Raw genomic sequence first — 16891 nt, 5'->3', positions numbered from 1 at the left:
GCTGCGCAGCACTTCAAAATGCTACAGCGACCTTTGTGCAGCCAATAGGATGTGCGGTGCTGTAGAGCCTAGAGATCTCCACGCCCGGGCATTCACTGCAATGGGACGTGTTTCCTCACTGCGTGAGGGGGAGTGGAATGCAGACCCGCGATGCCGAGCACGGTTCGGCGTCGATCGGCGCCGGACTGCCTGCGGTTCGAACACCTGGGGTGTCTGTTTCCAGAATATATGTGCCTGGCACCCCAGTGCCTGGCATATGGGGGCGTGCAGGCTCGATTGGCCGCACGCTTTGCAGTCGGAGAGAATGCCCGCATTCCGGCCTTGGCTCGATTGCGGCCAAGGAGGGGGATTTGTGAGCGAGATTGTCTTTGTCGCCAAGGAAACGGACCCGAACGAGGGTCGCGTTGCCGCATCACCGGACACAGTGAAGAAACTGAAAAGCCTCGGCTTCGACGTCGTCATCGAGGCGGACGCCGGGTTTTTGTCGCGCATTCCGGACGCTGAGTTCGAAAAGGTCGGGGCCCGGATCGGGACGATCGCCGACGCCAAGACGGCCGATGTCGTGCTGAAAGTGCGCCGGCCGACGACCGCCGAAATCGGCGGCTACAAGTCGGGCGCTATCGTGCTCGCCATCATGGATCCCTATGGCAACGAGGCGGCGATCGCCGAGATGGCCAAGGCCGGGCTTACTGCCTTTGCGATGGAACTGATGCCGCGCATCACCCGTGCGCAGTCGATGGACGTGCTGTCGAGCCAGGCGAACCTCGCCGGTTATCAGGCCGTGATCGACGCCGCCTGCGAATATGATCGGGCGTTGCCGATGATGATGACGGCGGCCGGGACGGTTCCTGCCGCCAAGGTCTTCGTCATGGGCGCGGGCGTTGCCGGCCTGCAGGCAATCGCGACGGCCCGCCGTCTCGGTGCCGTGGTCTCGGCGACGGACGTGCGTCCGGCAGCCAAGGAGCAGGTCGCCTCGCTCGGCGCCAAGTTCATCGCCGTCGAGGACGAGGAATTCAAGGCGGCCGAAACGGCCGGCGGCTACGCCAAAGAGATGTCCAAGGAGTATCAGGCCAAGCAGGCCGCACTCGTTGCCGAGCATATCGCCAAGCAGGACATCGTCATCACCACTGCACTCATCCCCGGCCGTCCGGCGCCGCGGCTCGTCACCCGTGACATGCTGAAAAGCATGAAACCCGGCTCGATCGCGGTCGATCTTGCGGTCGAACGCGGCGGCAACGTCGAGGGTGCTGAGCCCGGCAAGGTCGCCGAGGTCGAAGGCGTCAAGGTCATCGGCCATCTCAACGTGCCGGGCCGCATCGCGGCCTCCGCGTCCGGTCTCTACGCCAAGAACCTCGTCACCTTCCTGGAAACGATGGTGTCCAAGGAAACCAAGGCGCTCGCGCTCAACATGGAGGACGAACTCGTCAAGGCGACGGCGCTCACCCATGGTGGTGAGGTCGTGCATCCGAACTTCGGCGCCAGCAAGGGGGACAAGTGATGGCGAATGAACTTCTCGACAAGGCGCTCGCCGATCTCGACCGGGCGGTGGAAGCGGTCCGCACCGCTGCCGAATACGTGCCGGACGCGGCTGGTGCTGTCGCCCATGGCGCGACCGGCGGCGCGATCGATCCTTTCGTCTTCCGCCTGGCGATCTTCGTGCTAGCGATCTTCGTCGGCTATTACGTCGTCTGGTCGGTGACCCCGGCGCTGCACACGCCGCTGATGGCGGTCACCAACGCGATTTCCTCGGTCATCGTCGTCGGTGCTCTGCTTGCCGTCGGCATCTCCGCCTCTGGGCTTGCCACCGGCTTCGGCTTCGTGGCGCTGGTGCTGGCCGCCGTCAACATCTTCGGCGGCTTCCTCGTCACCCAGCGCATGCTCGCCATGTACAAGAAAAAAGACAAGTGAGGCCGGCCCGATGAACGCTAACTTCGCAGCCTTCCTCTACCTCGTCTCCGGCGTCCTGTTCGTCATGGCGCTACGCGGCCTTTCGCATCCGACCACCAGCCGCAAGGGCAATACCTACGGCATGGTCGGCATGGGCATTGCCATCGTCACGACGTTGCTTTTGGCAAAGCCGAGCTTCGGCGGCCTGATGCTGATCGTGCTCGGCCTTGCCATCGGCGGCGGCGCCGGTGCTGTCATTGCCCGTCGCATCGCCATGACCTCGATGCCGCAGCTCGTTGCCGCTTTCCACTCGCTGGTCGGTCTTGCCGCCGTCATGGTGGCGGCTGCCGCCATGTACGCGCCGGAAAGCTTCGGCATCGGCACCCTCGGCGACATCCACGCCCAGGCGCTGGTCGAAATGTCGCTTGGCGTCGCCATCGGCGCCATCACTTTTACCGGTTCGGTCATCGCCTTCCTGAAGCTCGACGGCCGCATGTCCGGCAAGCCGATCATGCTTGCGGGGCGCCACGCCATCAATGCGGGTCTGGCAATCGCGCTGGTCGTGCTGGTGGTCATGCTCGTGCTGACGCAGAGCACCACGGTGTTCTGGCTGATCGTCGCGCTGTCGCTCATACTCGGCGTGCTGATCATCATCCCGATCGGCGGCGCCGACATGCCGGTGGTCGTGTCGATGCTCAACTCCTATTCGGGTTGGGCCGCAGCCGGCATCGGCTTCACGCTCGGCAACCTGGCGCTGATCATCACCGGGGCGCTCGTCGGCTCCTCCGGTGCGATCCTCTCCTACATCATGTGCAAGGGCATGAACCGCTCGTTCATCTCGGTCATCCTCGGCGGCTTCGGCGGCGAGACCGCGGCGGCCGCCAGCGACGATGGCATTCAGCGCACGGTCAAGCAGGGCTCTGCCGACGATGCGGCCTTCCTGATGGCGAACGCCTCCAAGGTGATCATCGTGCCGGGCTACGGCATGGCCGTTGCCCAGGCACAGCATGCGCTGCGCGAAATGGGCGACCAGCTCAAGGCTGCGGGCGTCGAGGTCAAGTACGCGATCCATCCGGTCGCGGGCCGCATGCCCGGCCACATGAACGTGCTGCTCGCGGAAGCGAACGTGCCCTATGACGAAGTGTTCGAACTCGAGGACATCAACTCCGAGTTCGCGCAGGCCGATGTCGCCTATGTTATCGGCGCCAACGACGTCACCAACCCGGCCGCGCGCGACGACAAGTCCTCGCCGATCTACGGCATGCCGATCCTCGACGTCGACAAGGCCAAGACCTGCCTTTTCGTCAAGCGTTCGCTCGGCTCCGGCTATGCCGGCATCGACAACACGCTGTTCTACAAGGACGGCACGATGATGCTGCTCGGCGACGCCAAGAAGGTGACGGAAGATATCGTCAAGGCGCTGCACGCTTAACGCTGCTCACATCGATCGATAATGAAACGCCCGCCTTTCGGCGGGCGTTTTGCGTTGGAAGGCATTGTGGTGCATGCGACGCATTCCGCAACAAGGCGCCGTGCGTCTTCGAGGCCGATCTAACCGGCTGGTGCCAACGTCAGTTCGTCGATGCCGACCGCGACGTTCAGTCCTTCCTGGACCTGAACGTTGACCGGCTGCAGCATGAAGGCCTTGTTGGTGCCGCCGCCGATCACCTTGGCGCCGCCGCCGACCGCGATGCTCGCGTCGGCGCCGACGCCGTAATATTCGCCGGCAAGCGCGAATTTGCTGACCGGCGTTCCGGTCTTTGCAAAGACGTCCCAGACCATCGTGCTCTTGCCCGTCTTGCCGATGTCGATGCCGATCTTGCGGATCGTGCCGGCATAGACGGCCTTCGGTCCGCCATTGGTGGGCGTGAACGTGCACATCAGGTTCTTCGTCGAGGTCACGATCATGCCGGTGCCGCCTTCCGAACCGCAGACGAGGCGGCCGAGTGCGACATAGTTCTGCGCGGCGGCCGGACCGCTGGCAAGCGCGGCCAGTGCCAGCGCAGTGACGAGGGTTCGTTTGATCATGGCTTGGTCTCCGTTCTTACTGCGCCGCGCGTCCCTTAGGGCGCTTGGTCGCGGTAGTACTTCGAATAGCTGCATGTCTTGCCCTTGGATCGGAGCCGATCCGAGGAAACAGGCAGTGACGCCTCTGGCAAACGGATTATGGCCGGGAAGGTTCCGCTTTGGCGGAAAGGGCAGGGTGGCAAGCGGCACAAACGAAAACGCCCGCGAAGTGTCGCGGGCGTTTCGAGGAACATGCTCGGGGAAGGACTTACGATGCCTTGACGCGGGCAAGGCCGGCGCGCGCCGGCTCGTATTTTGGGTCGAGCTGCAAGGCGTGCGAATAGGACTTCGACGCCTTGGCCTTGTCGCCCTTGCGCTCGTAGATCAGCGCCTGGTTGGCCCAGGATTCGGCGACCTTGCCATTGAGGTTGATCGCAGTGTTGAAATCCGAGAAGGCGTTGTCATCGTCGCCCTGGGCGACATAGGAAATGCCGCGGCCGTTATAGGGCTCCGGCGAGCTCGGCGACAGAGAGATCGCGGTCGAGAAGTCTTCAATCGCCTGGCCGTGCTGGTTGCGTGCCTGGTAGATCAGGCCGCGATTGTGATAGGCGCGGGGATCGGTCGTGTCGAGCTGGATCGCCTTGTTGAAATCGTTGAAGGCGGAATCGAGCTGGCCGGCCTGGCGATAGAGGTTGCCGCGGCCGATATAGGCGACGTCGTAGTTGGCGTTGAGCTGCAAAGCCATGTTGTAGTCGGCAAGTGCGGCCTGGGTGTTGCCCATGTTGCGGTGAACCAGCGCCCGGTTGGCATAGGCCTGGTAGAAGCGTGGGTTCAGCTGGATCGCCTGGTCGAAATCGGCAATGGCGCGGCGGTATTCGCCGGCGCGGCCATAGGACGAGCCGCGGACATTGTAGCCTTCGGGATCGCTCGGGTTGGAGGCGATGACGCTCGAGAGCGAGGCGATGTTTTCCTGCGAGCCCTGTTCGCGCTCGACCTTGTTGGTCATCGAGTCCGGGCCGTCGGTCGTGCAGCCTGCGAGAAGAAGGGCCGAACCAAGGAGCAGCATCGCGGCAAGCCTCGGCTTGCGCTGGTGGCGGCGAGACGCCTCATGGACAGTAAAACCGGAGACGTCCGCAGTCATGGCAGCAAGTGTCAAAGGTTGATCCCTCAAATCGACAAGGTCTCGAAAGCTATCGGCTTCCGTTCCTACAGCGCCGCGTGTCGTCATGACGCGCCAAGATCGCTGTAACACGTTGAGTTTCTGCATAATTCTGCCCTTAAATCGAACCCGATTTAAGGAACTATGCAGTAGAGCCGCTGAAACTCCCCGCGGGCTCCGCAGCCGGGCTTCATCGTGCCTCGGCAAGCCGTCCGGTTAAACGCTCCGGCCGGCCATCCGTCACCGGCAGCGTCGATCACGCTAGCCTGTCGGCGGAAAAGATGTCCATACCAAAAAAAGGCGGTGGCGATATTTCGCCCCCGCCACGACTTACATCGGAAAGCGTCGAAAAAACGACAAATCAGCGGGCCAGGAGGCCTTCGCGCTGTGCACGCTTGCGTGCCAGCTTGCGGACGCGGCGAACGGCTTCAGCCTTTTCGCGGGCGCGCTTCTGGGACGGCTTTTCATAGAAATCGCGCATCTTCATTTCGCGGAAAATGCCTTCGCGCTGCATCTTCTTCTTGAGAGCGCGGAGCGCCTGATCGACATTGTTATCGCGGACAAGTACCTGCACGTGAAATCCCGTTCCTTTGGTTCGAGTTGTTTGTGACTCCGTCAGGTGCCGGAGGCAAAAGAATAACATTCGCTAAGCTGGAAGCTTTACGATTAGAGGAGCGGATACCAGATCATCAGGCGAAAGTCCAGCGACGACATGAGGAAGCGCTGAAAAATCCTGGGATGCGGGGCGGCACCTGTTCCCGCCCCGGAAGTAGCTGATCGGCGACCATGTCGCAACTGCGCGCAAGTCCACGCAATTGCGTCGCAAAAGAAACGTTGCGCGGGCGTCGGATTTGCGATCTCTAACGCCAATGAGAACGGGGTTCATGGAGTGAGGCCGATGCGCAAATATTCAGTTTTCGCCGTGGCGCGCGAGGCGTTGCGCGGCCACAAGGGGTGGGCCCCGCAATGGGCGTCGCCGGAGCCGCGCAAAGAGTATGATGCGATCATCATCGGCGGCGGTGGCCATGGCCTGGGTGCGGCCTATTACCTCGCCAAGGAGCACGGCATCACCAATGTCGCGGTGCTCGAAAAGGGTTGGATCGGCGGCGGCAATACCGGTCGCAACACCACGATCATCCGGTCCAACTATCTCTATGAAGAGAGCATGGACATCTACGAGCATTCGCTGAAGCTCTGGGAAAACCTGTCGCAGGATCTGAACTACAACGTCATGTATTCGCCGCGCGGCGTCATGATGCTGTCGCACAACATCCACGACCAGCAGTCGTTCAAGCGCCATATCAATGCCAACCGCCTCTACGGCATCGACAACGAATGGCTGACGCCGGAACAGGCCAAGGCCTATTGTCCGCCGCTCGATATCGCCAAGACGGCGCGTTACCCGATCAACGGTGCGGCCCTTCAGCGCCGCGGCGGCACGGCCCGCCACGACGCCGTTGCGTGGGGTTACGCACGCGCCGCCTCTGACCGCGGCGTGCACATCATCCAGAACTGCGAAGTGACCGGCATCCGCCGTGACGAGACCGGCCGGGTCGTCGGCGTCGACACCAACCGCGGTTACATCGGCGCCAAGAAGGTCGGCGTCTCCGCCGCCGGCCATTCCTCGGTGCTGATGCAGATGGCCGACGTGCGTGTGCCGCTGCAGAGCCAGCCGCTGCAGGCATTGGTCTCCGAGCCGCTGAAGCCGATCTTCCCCTGCGTCGTCATGTCGAACTCGGTTCATGCCTACATCTCGCAGTCCGACAAGGGCGAGTTCGTCATCGGCGCCGGCACCGACCAGTACAATTCCTATTCGCAGACCGGCGGCCTGCAGATCATCACCCATACGCTGGATGCGATCTGCGAGCTCTTTCCGATGTTCCGCCGCGTCAAGATGATGCGGCAGTGGGGCGGCATCGTCGACGTCACCCAGGACCGCTCGCCGATCCAGGGGGTCACGCCGGTTCCGGGCCTGTTCCTGAATGCCGGCTGGGGTACGGGCGGCTTCAAGGCGACGCCGGGCTCGGCCAATCTCTTCGCCCATCTGATCGCCAAGGGCGAGCCGCATCGTCTCGCCGCGGGCCTGACGCTGGAGCGCTTCCGCACCGGCCGGCTCATCGACGAGGCGGCTGCCGCTGCCGTTGCGCACTGAGGATTTCGAGATGCTTCTGATCTACTGCCCCTATTGCGAAGAAGAGCGCTCCGAGCTCGAATTCCGCGGCGCCGGCGACGCCCATATCGCCCGTCCGACCAACATCGCCGACATCACCGACGAGGAATTCGAGGAATATTTCTTCCTGCGTCAGAACCCGAAGGGTCTGATCTTCGAGCGTTGGCGCCATATCCATGGCTGCGGCCGTTTCTTCAACGCCGCGCGCGACACGGTCAGCGACCGCTTCTACACCACTTACAAGGCTGGCGAGCCGAAGCCTGACATCGCCGCCATTCTTCAGAGCGAGCAGGATAAGGGAGCTGCGAAATGATGGGGGCCAATCGCATTCCAGGCGTGGGCCGCCTGACACCGGCGCGCACCGCACGCTTCACCTTCGACGGCCGCACGCTGACGGCGCTCGAGGGCGATACGGTCGCCTCGGCGTTGCTTGCCAACGGCATTCACCTTGTCGGCCGTTCGTTCAAGTATCACCGCCCGCGCGGCATTCTGTCGGCCGGTGCGGAAGAGCCGAACGCGCTGCTCGATGTCTCGCGTGATGCCGCCCGACGGCAGCCGAACGTGCGCGCCACGGTGCAGGAAGTCTTCGACGGCATGAAGGTGGAATCGCAGAACCGCTGGCCGTCGCTCGCCTTCGACGTCGGCGGTCTCAACGATCTGATGTCGCCGTTCTTCGCCGCCGGCTTCTACTACAAGACCTTCATGTGGCCGAAGGCCGCCTGGCACGCGATCTACGAACCCTTCATCCGCCGCGCGGCCGGTCTCGGCGTCGCCCCGACGGAAGCCGATCCGGATCACTATGCGAGCCGCTACGCCCATTGCGACGTGCTCGTCATCGGTGCCGGGGTTGCCGGACTGTCGGCAGCACTTGCCGCCGCCAAGGCGGGCGCCAAGGTAATCATCTGCGACGAACAGCCGGAAGTGGGCGGTGCGCTGCGCTATGAAAGCGGCACGACGATCGACGGCAAGGACGGCTGGGACTGGGCGCAGGAGACTGCCAAGGCGCTTGCCGCCATGGACAACGTCACGCTTTTGACCCGCACCACCGGGTTCGGCTACTACAACCACAACTTCGTCGGCCTGGTCGAACGGGTGACCGATCACCTGGCGGCGCTCGACAAGTCGCTGCCGCGCGAGCGGCTGTGGCAGGTGCGTGCCAAGAAGGTGATCCTTGCCAACGGCCAGATCGAACGGCACATGGTGTTTGCCAACAATGACCGGCCGGGCATCATGCTCGCTTCGGCCGGCCGCACCTATCTCAACCATTTCGGCGTCGCCGTCGGCTCGAAGGTTGGCGTCTACACCGCCCATGACTCCGCCTATGAAGCCGCCTTCGACCTGAAGCGCGCCGGCGTTACCGTGGCGGCGATCGTCGATTGCCGCGAGAATCCCGGCGAGACGGTGCTCGCCGAGGCGCGCCGTCTCGGCATCGAAGTGCTGACGGGGCATTCGGTGATCAAGGCCGGCGGCAAGCTGCGCGTGAACTCGATCAGCGTTGCCCGCAACGGCGGCGGTTCGGCGCGCAAGATCGCCGTCGACGCGCTGCTGGTCTCGGCCGGCTGGACGCCGTCGGTGCACCTCTTCTCGCAGTCGCGCGGCAAGGTGAAGTTCGATGCGGCAACGCAGCGCTTCCTGCCCGGCACCTATCTGCAGGATTGCCTGTCGATCGGCGCCTGCAACGGCACCGACGATCTTCAGGCAACGATCGACGAGGCGCTTGCCGCCGGCGAACTGACCGCCCGTGCGGCCGGTGCCGAAGGCGGGGCGCAGGTGGCGCTTTCGGGTGAAAATCGCTTCGGCTGGACCGGCGGCATGATCGGCGCTGCAGAAGGCGCCGGGCCGGACACGACGGTCAAGGCCTTCATCGACTTCCAGCACGACGTCTGCGCCAAGGACATCCGTCTGGCGGTGCGCGAAGGCATGCACTCGATCGAGCATATCAAGCGCTTCACCACCAACGGCATGGCGTCCGACCAGGGCAAGCTGTCCAACATGCACGGTCTGGCGATCGCCGCCGAAGCGCTTGGCAAGGACATCCCTCAGGTGGGCCTCACCACCTTCCGCCAGCCCTATACGCCGATAACCTTCGGCGCGATCGTCAACCATTCGCGCGGCGCCCTCTTCGATCCGGCGCGCAAGACGCCCATGCATGCCTGGGAGGAGGCGCATGGCGCCGAGTTCGAGGACGTTGGCAACTGGAAGCGCGCCTGGTTCTATCCGCGCGCCGGCGAAGACATGCACGAGGCGGTCGGGCGCGAATGCAAGACCGTGCGTGACGTCGCCGGTGTCTTCGACGCCTCGACGCTCGGCAAGATCGAGGTCGTCGGCCCGGATGCCGCGCAGTTCCTCAATCTCATGTACACCAATGCCTGGGACAACCTGAAGCCGGGCCGCTGCCGCTACGGGATCATGCTGCGCGACGACGGCTTCGTCTATGACGACGGCGTGGTCGGCCGCCTGGCAGAGGACCGCTTCCACGTGACGACGACGACCGGCGGTGCGCCGCGCGTCATGAACCACATGGAAGACTATCTGCAGACCGAGTTCCCGCATCTGAAGGTGTGGCTGACCTCGACGACGGAACAGTGGGCCGTCATCGCCGCCCAGGGGCCGAAGGCACGCGAGATCATCGCGCCGCTGGTTGAAGGCATCGACCTTTCCAACGAGGCCTTCCCGCATATGAGCGTTGCCGAAGGCAAGATCTGCGGCGTCCCGACCCGGCTCTTCCGCATGTCGTTCACTGGCGAGCTCGGCTTCGAAGTCAACGTTCCGGCTGACTATGGCCAGGCGGTCTGGGAAGCGATCTGGGCGCGGGCCGAGCCAATGGGCGCCTGCGCCTACGGCACGGAAACCATGCACGTGCTGCGCGCCGAGAAGGGTTACATCATCGTCGGCCAGGATACCGACGGTACGCTGACGCCCGACGATGCCGGCCTCTCCTGGGCGGTGTCGAAGAAGAAGCCCGACTTCGTCGGTATCCGCGGCCTCAAGCGCCCGGATCTCGTCAAGGATGGCCGCAAACAGCTCGTCGGCCTGCTCACCAAGGATCCGAAGGTGGTGCTGGAGGAGGGCGCGCAGATCGTGGCCGATCCGAACCAGCCGAAGCCGATGACCATGCTTGGCCATGTGACGTCGTCCTACTGGTCGGAAAACTGCGGTCGTTCGATCGCGCTGGCGATGGTTGCCGGCGGGCGCGAGCGCCTCGGCCAGACACTCTACGTGCCGATGGCCGATCGCACGATCGCCGTCGAGGTGAGCGACATGGTGTTCTTTGACAAGGAAGGGGGTCGCCTCCATGGTTGATCAGGCAATTGCAAGCCGCAAGGCGGCGCTCACCTCGCGCGGCGGCTCGGCCGAAGCGATCCTGACGCCGGCACCGGCGGCGACACGCATCTCGTTGCGGGCCGGTGCCGATGCACTGCCGGCGCTCTCGGCAGCGCTCGGCGTCACCCTGCCGACGCGGCCGAAGACCTCGGCCTCATCAGGCCAGCGTCATGCCCTGTGGATCGGGCCGGACGAGTGGCTGGTGTTCGATGAAGGCGAAGCCGACCTGATGGCGGCGGCTGCTTCGAGCGGGACACTACATTCGGCGGTCGACATTTCGCATCGCAACGTTGCCGTCATCGTCAGCGGTGCGGGCGCGGACGTGGCTGTTAACAGCGGCTGCCCGCAGGATCTGTCGCTGCCGGTCTTCCCTGTCGGCGCCTGCTCGCGCACCATCTTCGGCAAGGCGGAGATCATTCTCCTCCGCACCGGTGAGGACCAGTTCCGGGTCGAGTGCTGGCGGTCGTTCTCGCCCTTCGTCTTCGGTCTGCTGTCCGAAGGTGCTGCCGACGCGGGGCATTGAATAGAAGAGCCGGGAAGTGCCTGCAAGCGCTTCCCGGCTTTCTCAGACCGTCTGAAAATTGTCCGCTCTCATTGTGCTGGCAGGACGCGTGGGCCATGCCGCCTCACGCATCCGCTGGCCGGTCCTTCGGATCGAACTGGATGATCGTCTGCCAGGTGGCCGTCAACGCCGGCTTGCGCTCGCCCTCGATTTCGACGCTGACGTCGTAGGTGATCATCAGCATGCTGGCGCCGCGGAAGCGCGCATCGGCCATCACGAAGTGGCCGCGCACCTTGGCGCCGCTCTTCACCGGAGCGATGAAGCGCACTTTTTCGAAGCCGTAATTGATGCCCATGGTCTGTTCGCGGATCTTCGGCAGGCAATTGTAGTTCATGGCCGAAAGCAGCGAGAGCGACAGGAAGCCGTGTGCAATCGTGCCGCCAAAGGGTGTTTCGGCGGCGGCGCGGACCGGATCGACGTGGATATACTGGTAGTCGCTGGTCGCTTCGGCGAACTTGTCGATCGTTTCCTGAGTGACCGTGATCCAGTCGGAAACGCCGACCTCCTTGCCGACCAGTACCTTGATCTCAGAAAGTGATATGTCCTGCAGCATGTAAACGCCCCGAAACAAGCCCCCCGAACGATCTATAGGCCCGCCCGGTGCAACCTGCAAGCGGTGGAAAAGCTTTAGAAAACTTCGACAAGGAAGGTGACGGACCGCGGCGCGACATGGTCTGGAATGGCAGGTCTTGCCAGCACGTTCTGCCACTTTCCGTCGATGCTGTCGGGGAGCCTGACGGGGTGGGGCGCGTGGCTGCGGTTGATGACGACGGCAAGGCGCGTCGCCCGCTTCTGCGTGCGGTCACGGGTGGCGAGCACCATCATCAGATTGTCCGTCGCCGGATGCTCCCAGTCGCCGACGGCCATGGGCTGTCCGTCCAGCCGCCGCCAATCGACATCGCCGTTTCCGGTCAGGAACGCCGTTTGGTCAAATACGTCGAAGCGTCGGCGCATCGCCGACAAGGCCGCTGTGTGGGCGACGATATCGTCGTCCATCGCGGTCCAGTCGAGCCAGGTGATGGCGTTGTCCTGACAATAGGCGTTGTTGTTGCCGTGCTGGCTGCGCCCGCCTTCGTCGCCGGCGGTCAGCATGATCGTCCCGCGGGAGGAAAACAGCGTGCCGAGCAGCGCCATCACGTCATGACGTCGGGCCGTCAGGATTTCCGGATCTCCGGTGGCGCCTTCCGCGCCGTTGTTCCAGGAGTGGTTCTCGTTGTGGCCGTCGCGGTTCTCTTCGCCGTTCGCCTCGTTGTGTTTGCCGGCGTAGGAGACGATGTCGGCGAGCGTGAAGCCGTCATGGGCGGCGATGAAGTTGACGGTGCGTGTCCCGCTCTCGCCCCAGCGGGCAAAACTGCCCGACGAGCCGGCGAGCGCCGTCGCCAGAGCGCCGATCGCGTGGCGGTCGCCGCGCCAGTAGATGCGGATGTCGTCGCGCGCGCGGTCGTTCCATTCAAGGAAGGGGGAGGGGAAGTTGCCGAGTTGGTAGCCGCCCGGGCCGATGTCCCAGGGTTCGGCGATCAGCACGCGGTCGGCAAGCAGCGGATCGGCCGAGATCGCCTGGAAGAGCCGCGCCTCGCGATGGAAACCACCCATGTCGCGGCCGAGGATCGAGGCGAGGTCGAAGCGGAAGCCGTCGACACCGGCGGCATGCACGAAATGGCGCAGGCTGTCGAGGATCAGCGCTTCGACCACCGGGTGGTCGCAGGCAATGGTATTGCCGCAGCCGGTGTCGTTGATGAGTTCGCCTGGGCGATCGGTGACATGACGATAATAGGTCAGGTTGTCGAGGCCGCGCATCGACAACGTGGTGCCGAAGCGGTCGCTTTCGCCGGAATGGTTGAAGACGAGATCGAGGATGACACCGATGCCGGCCTTGCGCAGCGCCTCGACCGTCTTGCGCAGTTCCTTGATGCCGCCCGGCACCAGCCGCGGGTCGAGCGCCATCGGCGCGATCGGATTGTAGCCCCAGCCGTTCCTGAGACCGAGGGGCGGCAGGTGGCGTTCGTCGATCCAGGCGACGATCGGCATCAGTTCGACGGCCGAGACGTCCAAGCGCTTGAGATGCTCGATGATGACGGGCTCGGCCAGTGCCGCCACGGTGCCACGCTTGGCTTCCGGGATATCCGGATGGAGGATGGTGAAGGGCTTGACGGCGATCTCGTAGATAAGGCCGCCAGCACGGAAGAGTGGCGCCTTCGGCTTGACGATCTTCGCCTCGGTGACAATGGCTTTTGGCACCAGATCAGCTGTGTCTTCGCCAAAGATCGTCAGGCGCGGATCATGCTGGAAAGGCCGGTCGAGTTCGATGGCGTAGGGATCGACAAGGAGCTTGGAAGGGTCGAACCAGAGGCCGTGGTCGGGTGAGTAGACGCCGTCGGCACGAAGGCCGTAGCGCGTGCCCTTCGGCGCATCGACAACCGTCAGGCTGTGCAGGTCGCCGTTGCGGACCATCGGTAGCTGCCGCAATTGCCTGGAGCCGGTCTTGTCGAACAGGCAGAGATCGATGCGCGCGGCGTTGCGCGACCAGACGGAAAACACTGTGCCCTCAGGCGTGACGGTGGCGCCGAGGGGTGGATTTCCGGTGGTCGGCATGAAGGCGGCCCTCTTGTTCCAGATGTGCCCGAACACCCCCTCTGCCCTTCCGGGCAAAGGGGGTGTTCGGTCGACAGAAAAAGGGCCGCATAAAGCGGCCCAGGATCTCAGGTGATGACGCTCGGCTCGGTGCGGCCGGTGCGGGTCTTGATGCCGGCGATCTCGTCGGCAACGGCGATGAGATCGGCAAGCGCTGTCTGCGTTTCGATGTCGTGGCGCGCCGCATCGGGCTCGAAGCGCTCGATGTAGACGCGCAAAGTCGCGCCCGAGGTGCCGGTGCCTGACAGGCGGAAGACGACGCGCGAGCCGCCCTCGAACAGGATGCGGATGCCCTGGTTCTTGCTGATGGAATGATCGACTGGGTCGTTGTAGGCGAAGTCGTCTGATGTCGCCACCTTGAGCGCGCCGAAGGACATGCCGGGAAGCGTGGCAAGCTGGTCGCGCAGGTTGGCGATCAGGCCGTTGGCGGCGTCGCTATCCACTTCCTCGTAGTCGTGGCGCGAGTAGTAGTTGCGGCCGTAGGTCGCCCAGTGCTTCTGAGCGATGTCGAGGGCACTTTCCTTGCGCACGGCGAGAATGTTGAGCCAGAGCAAGACGGCCCAGAGGCCGTCCTTTTCGCGCACATGGTTTGAGCCGGTGCCGGCGCTTTCCTCGCCGCAGATCGTCGCCATGCCCTCGTCGAGCAGGTTGCCGAAGAACTTCCAGCCGGTCGGCGTCTCGTAGATGCCGATGCCGAGCTTCTCGGCGACGCGGTCGGCCGCGCCGCTGGTCGGCATCGAACGGGCAATGCCGGCAAGGCCCTTGGCGTAGCCGGGCGCCAGATGCGCGTTGGCGGCAAGCATCGCGAGGCTGTCGGAGGGCGTGATAAAGATGCCGCGGCCGATGACGAGGTTGCGGTCGCCGTCACCGTCGGAGGCGGCGCCGAAATCCGGCGCGTCGGGCGCCATCATCGTCTCGTAGAGCGCGCGGGCGTGCACCAGGTTCGGGTCCGGGTGGTGGCCGCCGAAGTCCGGCAGCGGAATGAAGTTCATCACCGAGCCCTTGGGTGCGCCCAAGCGTTTCTCGATGATCTCCTTGGCGTAAGGCCCGGTGACGGCGCTCATGGCGTCGAAGACGACGCGGAAGCCGCCCGAGATCAGCTTGCGGATGGCTGCGAAGTCGAACAGGCTTTCCATCAGCTCGGCGTAGTCGGCCACCGGATCGATGACGGTCACCGTCATGCCGTCGATCTCTTGCGTACCTTCGGCATCGAGGTTGATGTCGGCGACGTCAGACGTCTTGTAGCTGTCGATCACCTTGCTGCGGGCATAGATCGCGTCGGTGACCTTTTCCGGTGCCGGGCCGCCATTGCCGATATTGTATTTGATGCCGAAATCTTCCGTTGGGCCGCCGGGATTGTGGCTGGCCGAGAGCACAATACCGCCAAAGGCCTTGTATTTGCGGATGACGTTGGAGGCGGCCGGCGTCGACAGAATGCCGCCACGGCCGACGAGTACGCGGCCGAAGCCGTTCGCCGCCGCCATCTTGATGGCGATCTGGATGACTTCGCGGTTGTAGTAGCGGCCGTCGCCGCCGATCACCAGTGTTTCGCCCTGAAAGCCCTCGAGCGAATCGAAGATCGACTGGATGAAGTTCTCGGCATAGTTCTTCTGCTGGAAGACCGGGACCTTCTTGCGCAGCCCCGACGTGCCAGGTTTCTGGTCGCCATAGGGGGTTGTGGTAACCGTTCTTATCATGCGGACTTAACCTTTCCCGAGAAGACCGGAATATAGAGAGACGTAACGATCGGCACTTGTGGCCCAGGAAACGTCCGATTTCATGCCCTGGGTCTGAATTTTCGCCCAGACCTTGGGTTCGCTGTATGCACGCAGTACGCGCCGGATCGCAAGACGCAGCCCGTCGGCGTTCACTGGCGTGAACTGGAAGCCTGTGGCGACCTTGGCCGCAAGCCCGGCTTCGTTCGCGTCGATGATGGTATCGGCAAGCCCGCCGGTCCGGGCGACAACCGGCACGCAACCGTAGCGCAGGCCATAGAGTTGGGTCAGCCCGCAGGGCTCAAATCGCGACGGGATGAGGATCGCGTCGGACCCCGCCTGCATCAGATGCGACAGCGGCTCGTTGTAGCCGGTGACCATGCCGATATGGCCACGATGGCGGGAGGCGGCGGCCAGCAGCGCGCCTTCGAGCGCCGCATCGCCGGAACCGAGCACGATGAGCTTTCCACCCATGGCGACGATTTCGTCCGCGACTTCCGCGACGAGGTCCATGCCTTTCTGCCAGGTGAGCCGGCTGACGACGCAGAAGATCGGACCGTTGCCCTTTTCGAGGCCGAAGCGTTCTTCGAGCGCTCGGCGGTTGCCGGCGCGCTGCTTCAAGGTCGTCGCGCTGAAATGCTGGGCGATGTGCGGGTCGGTCTGCGGATCCCAGATATCGGCGTCGATGCCGTTGACGATGCCCGAGAGATCGGCGACGCGGCTCTTCAACAGGCCTTCGAGGCCCATGCCGAATTCCGGCGTCAGGATCTCCTGTGCATAGGACGGGCTGACCGTGGTGACCGCGTTTGCGGTCTGCAGACCGCCCTTCAGGAAGCCGACATCGCCGTAGTATTCGACGAACTGCATCGAGAAGGCTTCCGGGGGAAGCGCAAGCTCGGGGAAGACCGAGGCGCCGAACTGGCCCTGGAAGGCGATGTTGTGGATCGTCATGACCGTCGGGGTCGCGGCAGCGGAGCCGAAATGCATGTAAACCGGCGTCAACGCCGTCTGCCAGTCATGAGCGTGGACGATATCGGGCTTCCAGCCGGAAACGACATCGCCGCCGGCGATCTCGGCCGCCGCAAGCGAGAGTGCTGCGAAGCGGCGGAAATTATCGACATAGTCGCGGCCGGTCGCATCGACGTAAGGCCCGCCGTCGCGCGCGTAGAGTGCGGCCTGATCAAGGACCAGCAGGTCGAGCCCGTCGACCTCGGCGGCCAGAATTGTTGCCGGATTGCCGAACAGGTTGGCGAAACTGCCGACCTTCTTTTTCTTCTTCAGCTTCTGCAGCACGGCAGGATAGCCGGGCACCAGGGTGCGGGTCTTGACGCCGTGCGGCACAAGCGCTGCCGGGAGCGCGCCGACGACATCGGCGAGCCCCCCGGTCTTGATCAGCGGATAGACTTCGGACGCAACGGACAGGACGTTCATGGAGT

The 16891-nt window shown here is 63.9% G+C and carries 14 protein-coding genes; 7 read left to right on the top strand and 7 right to left on the bottom strand.

What is annotated here, in order from left to right; all coding sequences use genetic code 11:
• Window positions 1–352 precede the first annotated feature (352 nt).
• The 3 genes from AC070A_RS17725 to AC070A_RS17715 are packed head-to-tail and all read left to right on the top strand — an operon-like array spanning window position 353 to window position 3319.
• Complete coding sequence (locus AC070A_RS17725; RefSeq protein WP_058325253.1) at window positions 353–1498, top strand: Re/Si-specific NAD(P)(+) transhydrogenase subunit alpha; 1146 nt, start codon at window positions 353–355, stop codon at window positions 1496–1498.
• Window positions 1498–1908: an NAD(P) transhydrogenase subunit alpha part 2 gene (locus tag AC070A_RS17720; RefSeq protein ID WP_057254587.1), complete on the top strand. Its 411-nt coding sequence runs from the start codon at window positions 1498–1500 to the stop codon at window positions 1906–1908. Before AC070A_RS17725 ends, AC070A_RS17720 begins: the two co-directional genes overlap by 1 nt.
• Window positions 1909–1918: 10 nt before the next feature.
• Window positions 1919–3319, top strand: coding sequence for an NAD(P)(+) transhydrogenase (Re/Si-specific) subunit beta (locus tag AC070A_RS17715; protein ID WP_058326850.1), 1401 nt, complete (start codon window positions 1919–1921; stop codon window positions 3317–3319).
• A 119-nt stretch (window positions 3320–3438) separates the two neighbouring features.
• On the opposite strand, the gene AC070A_RS17710 is transcribed toward AC070A_RS17715, so the two are convergent.
• The 3 genes from AC070A_RS17710 to rpsU all read right to left on the bottom strand — a co-directional run bounded on the left by AC070A_RS17710 (window position 3439) and on the right by rpsU (window position 5627).
• Window positions 3439–3915, bottom strand: a complete 477-nt coding sequence (locus AC070A_RS17710; RefSeq protein WP_112996758.1) for a DUF992 domain-containing protein — start codon at window positions 3913–3915, stop codon at window positions 3439–3441.
• 247 nt (window positions 3916–4162) lie between these two features.
• Complete coding sequence (locus AC070A_RS17705; protein WP_057254590.1) at window positions 4163–5050, bottom strand: tetratricopeptide repeat protein; 888 nt, start codon at window positions 5048–5050, stop codon at window positions 4163–4165.
• A gap of 364 nt (window positions 5051–5414) precedes the next feature.
• On the bottom strand, window positions 5415–5627 hold the full coding sequence (gene rpsU, locus AC070A_RS17700) for a 30S ribosomal protein S21 (RefSeq protein ID WP_012709405.1): 213 nt from the start codon (window positions 5625–5627) through the stop codon (window positions 5415–5417).
• A gap of 324 nt (window positions 5628–5951) precedes the next feature.
• Between rpsU and AC070A_RS17695 the strand changes: the two genes are divergently transcribed.
• The 4 genes from AC070A_RS17695 to soxG are packed head-to-tail and all read left to right on the top strand — an operon-like array spanning window position 5952 to window position 11070.
• The gene (locus tag AC070A_RS17695; RefSeq protein WP_058326848.1) at window positions 5952–7205 is read left to right on the top strand and encodes a sarcosine oxidase subunit beta family protein; all 1254 of its coding nucleotides are present in this window, start codon (window positions 5952–5954) and stop codon (window positions 7203–7205) included.
• Between the two features lie 10 nt (window positions 7206–7215).
• Window positions 7216–7536, top strand: a complete 321-nt coding sequence (locus tag AC070A_RS17690; RefSeq protein WP_057254592.1) for a sarcosine oxidase subunit delta — start codon at window positions 7216–7218, stop codon at window positions 7534–7536.
• Complete coding sequence (locus AC070A_RS17685; RefSeq protein WP_112996757.1) at window positions 7533–10526, top strand: sarcosine oxidase subunit alpha; 2994 nt, start codon at window positions 7533–7535, stop codon at window positions 10524–10526. The genes AC070A_RS17690 and AC070A_RS17685 overlap by 4 nt, the downstream gene beginning before the upstream one ends.
• Complete coding sequence (gene soxG / locus AC070A_RS17680) at window positions 10519–11070, top strand: sarcosine oxidase subunit gamma family protein (protein ID WP_112996756.1); 552 nt, start codon at window positions 10519–10521, stop codon at window positions 11068–11070. The genes AC070A_RS17685 and soxG overlap by 8 nt, the downstream gene beginning before the upstream one ends.
• 103 nt (window positions 11071–11173) lie before the next feature.
• Here the strand turns inward: soxG and AC070A_RS17675 are convergent, their stop codons facing one another.
• The 4 genes from AC070A_RS17675 to glgA all read right to left on the bottom strand — a co-directional run bounded on the left by AC070A_RS17675 (window position 11174) and on the right by glgA (window position 16886).
• Window positions 11174–11662, bottom strand: coding sequence for a MaoC family dehydratase (locus tag AC070A_RS17675; protein ID WP_057254595.1), 489 nt, complete (start codon window positions 11660–11662; stop codon window positions 11174–11176).
• Window positions 11663–11736: 74 nt separating this feature from the next.
• Complete coding sequence (glgX, locus tag AC070A_RS17670; RefSeq protein WP_112996778.1) at window positions 11737–13701, bottom strand: glycogen debranching protein GlgX; 1965 nt, start codon at window positions 13699–13701, stop codon at window positions 11737–11739.
• A 107-nt stretch (window positions 13702–13808) separates the two neighbouring features.
• Window positions 13809–15437, bottom strand: a complete 1629-nt coding sequence (locus AC070A_RS17665) for an alpha-D-glucose phosphate-specific phosphoglucomutase (RefSeq protein ID WP_057254596.1) — start codon at window positions 15435–15437, stop codon at window positions 13809–13811.
• Between the two features lie 6 nt (window positions 15438–15443).
• A complete protein-coding gene (glgA, locus tag AC070A_RS17660) occupies window positions 15444–16886 on the bottom strand; it encodes a glycogen synthase GlgA (protein ID WP_112996755.1) in 1443 nt (480 codons plus the stop codon).
• Window positions 16887–16891 lie beyond the last annotated feature (5 nt).

The organism is Ensifer sp. GW101-20A05 (assembly GCF_059424735.1).
This window is presented reverse-complemented; position numbering and strand designations above follow the sequence as displayed.

What these genes read in the sequence shown, in the direction of transcription:
- glgA (WP_112996755.1), bottom strand. Translation starts at nt 16,886, where the DNA reads ATGAACGTCCTGTCCGTTGCGTCCGAAGTCTATCCGCTGATCAAGACC.
- glgX (WP_112996778.1), bottom strand. Translation starts at nt 13,701, where the DNA reads ATGCCGACCACCGGAAATCCACCCCTCGGCGCCACCGTCACGCCTGAG.
- AC070A_RS17715 (WP_058326850.1), top strand. Translation starts at nt 1,919, where the DNA reads ATGAACGCTAACTTCGCAGCCTTCCTCTACCTCGTCTCCGGCGTCCTG.
- soxG (WP_112996756.1), top strand. Translation starts at nt 10,519, where the DNA reads ATGGTTGATCAGGCAATTGCAAGCCGCAAGGCGGCGCTCACCTCGCGC.
- AC070A_RS17690 (WP_057254592.1), top strand. Translation starts at nt 7,216, where the DNA reads ATGCTTCTGATCTACTGCCCCTATTGCGAAGAAGAGCGCTCCGAGCTC.
- AC070A_RS17665 (WP_057254596.1), bottom strand. Translation starts at nt 15,437, where the DNA reads ATGATAAGAACGGTTACCACAACCCCCTATGGCGACCAGAAACCTGGC.
- AC070A_RS17695 (WP_058326848.1), top strand. Translation starts at nt 5,952, where the DNA reads ATGCGCAAATATTCAGTTTTCGCCGTGGCGCGCGAGGCGTTGCGCGGC.
- AC070A_RS17675 (WP_057254595.1), bottom strand. Translation starts at nt 11,662, where the DNA reads ATGCTGCAGGACATATCACTTTCTGAGATCAAGGTACTGGTCGGCAAG.
- AC070A_RS17710 (WP_112996758.1), bottom strand. Translation starts at nt 3,915, where the DNA reads ATGATCAAACGAACCCTCGTCACTGCGCTGGCACTGGCCGCGCTTGCC.
- AC070A_RS17720 (WP_057254587.1), top strand. Translation starts at nt 1,498, where the DNA reads ATGGCGAATGAACTTCTCGACAAGGCGCTCGCCGATCTCGACCGGGCG.
- AC070A_RS17685 (WP_112996757.1), top strand. Translation starts at nt 7,533, where the DNA reads ATGATGGGGGCCAATCGCATTCCAGGCGTGGGCCGCCTGACACCGGCG.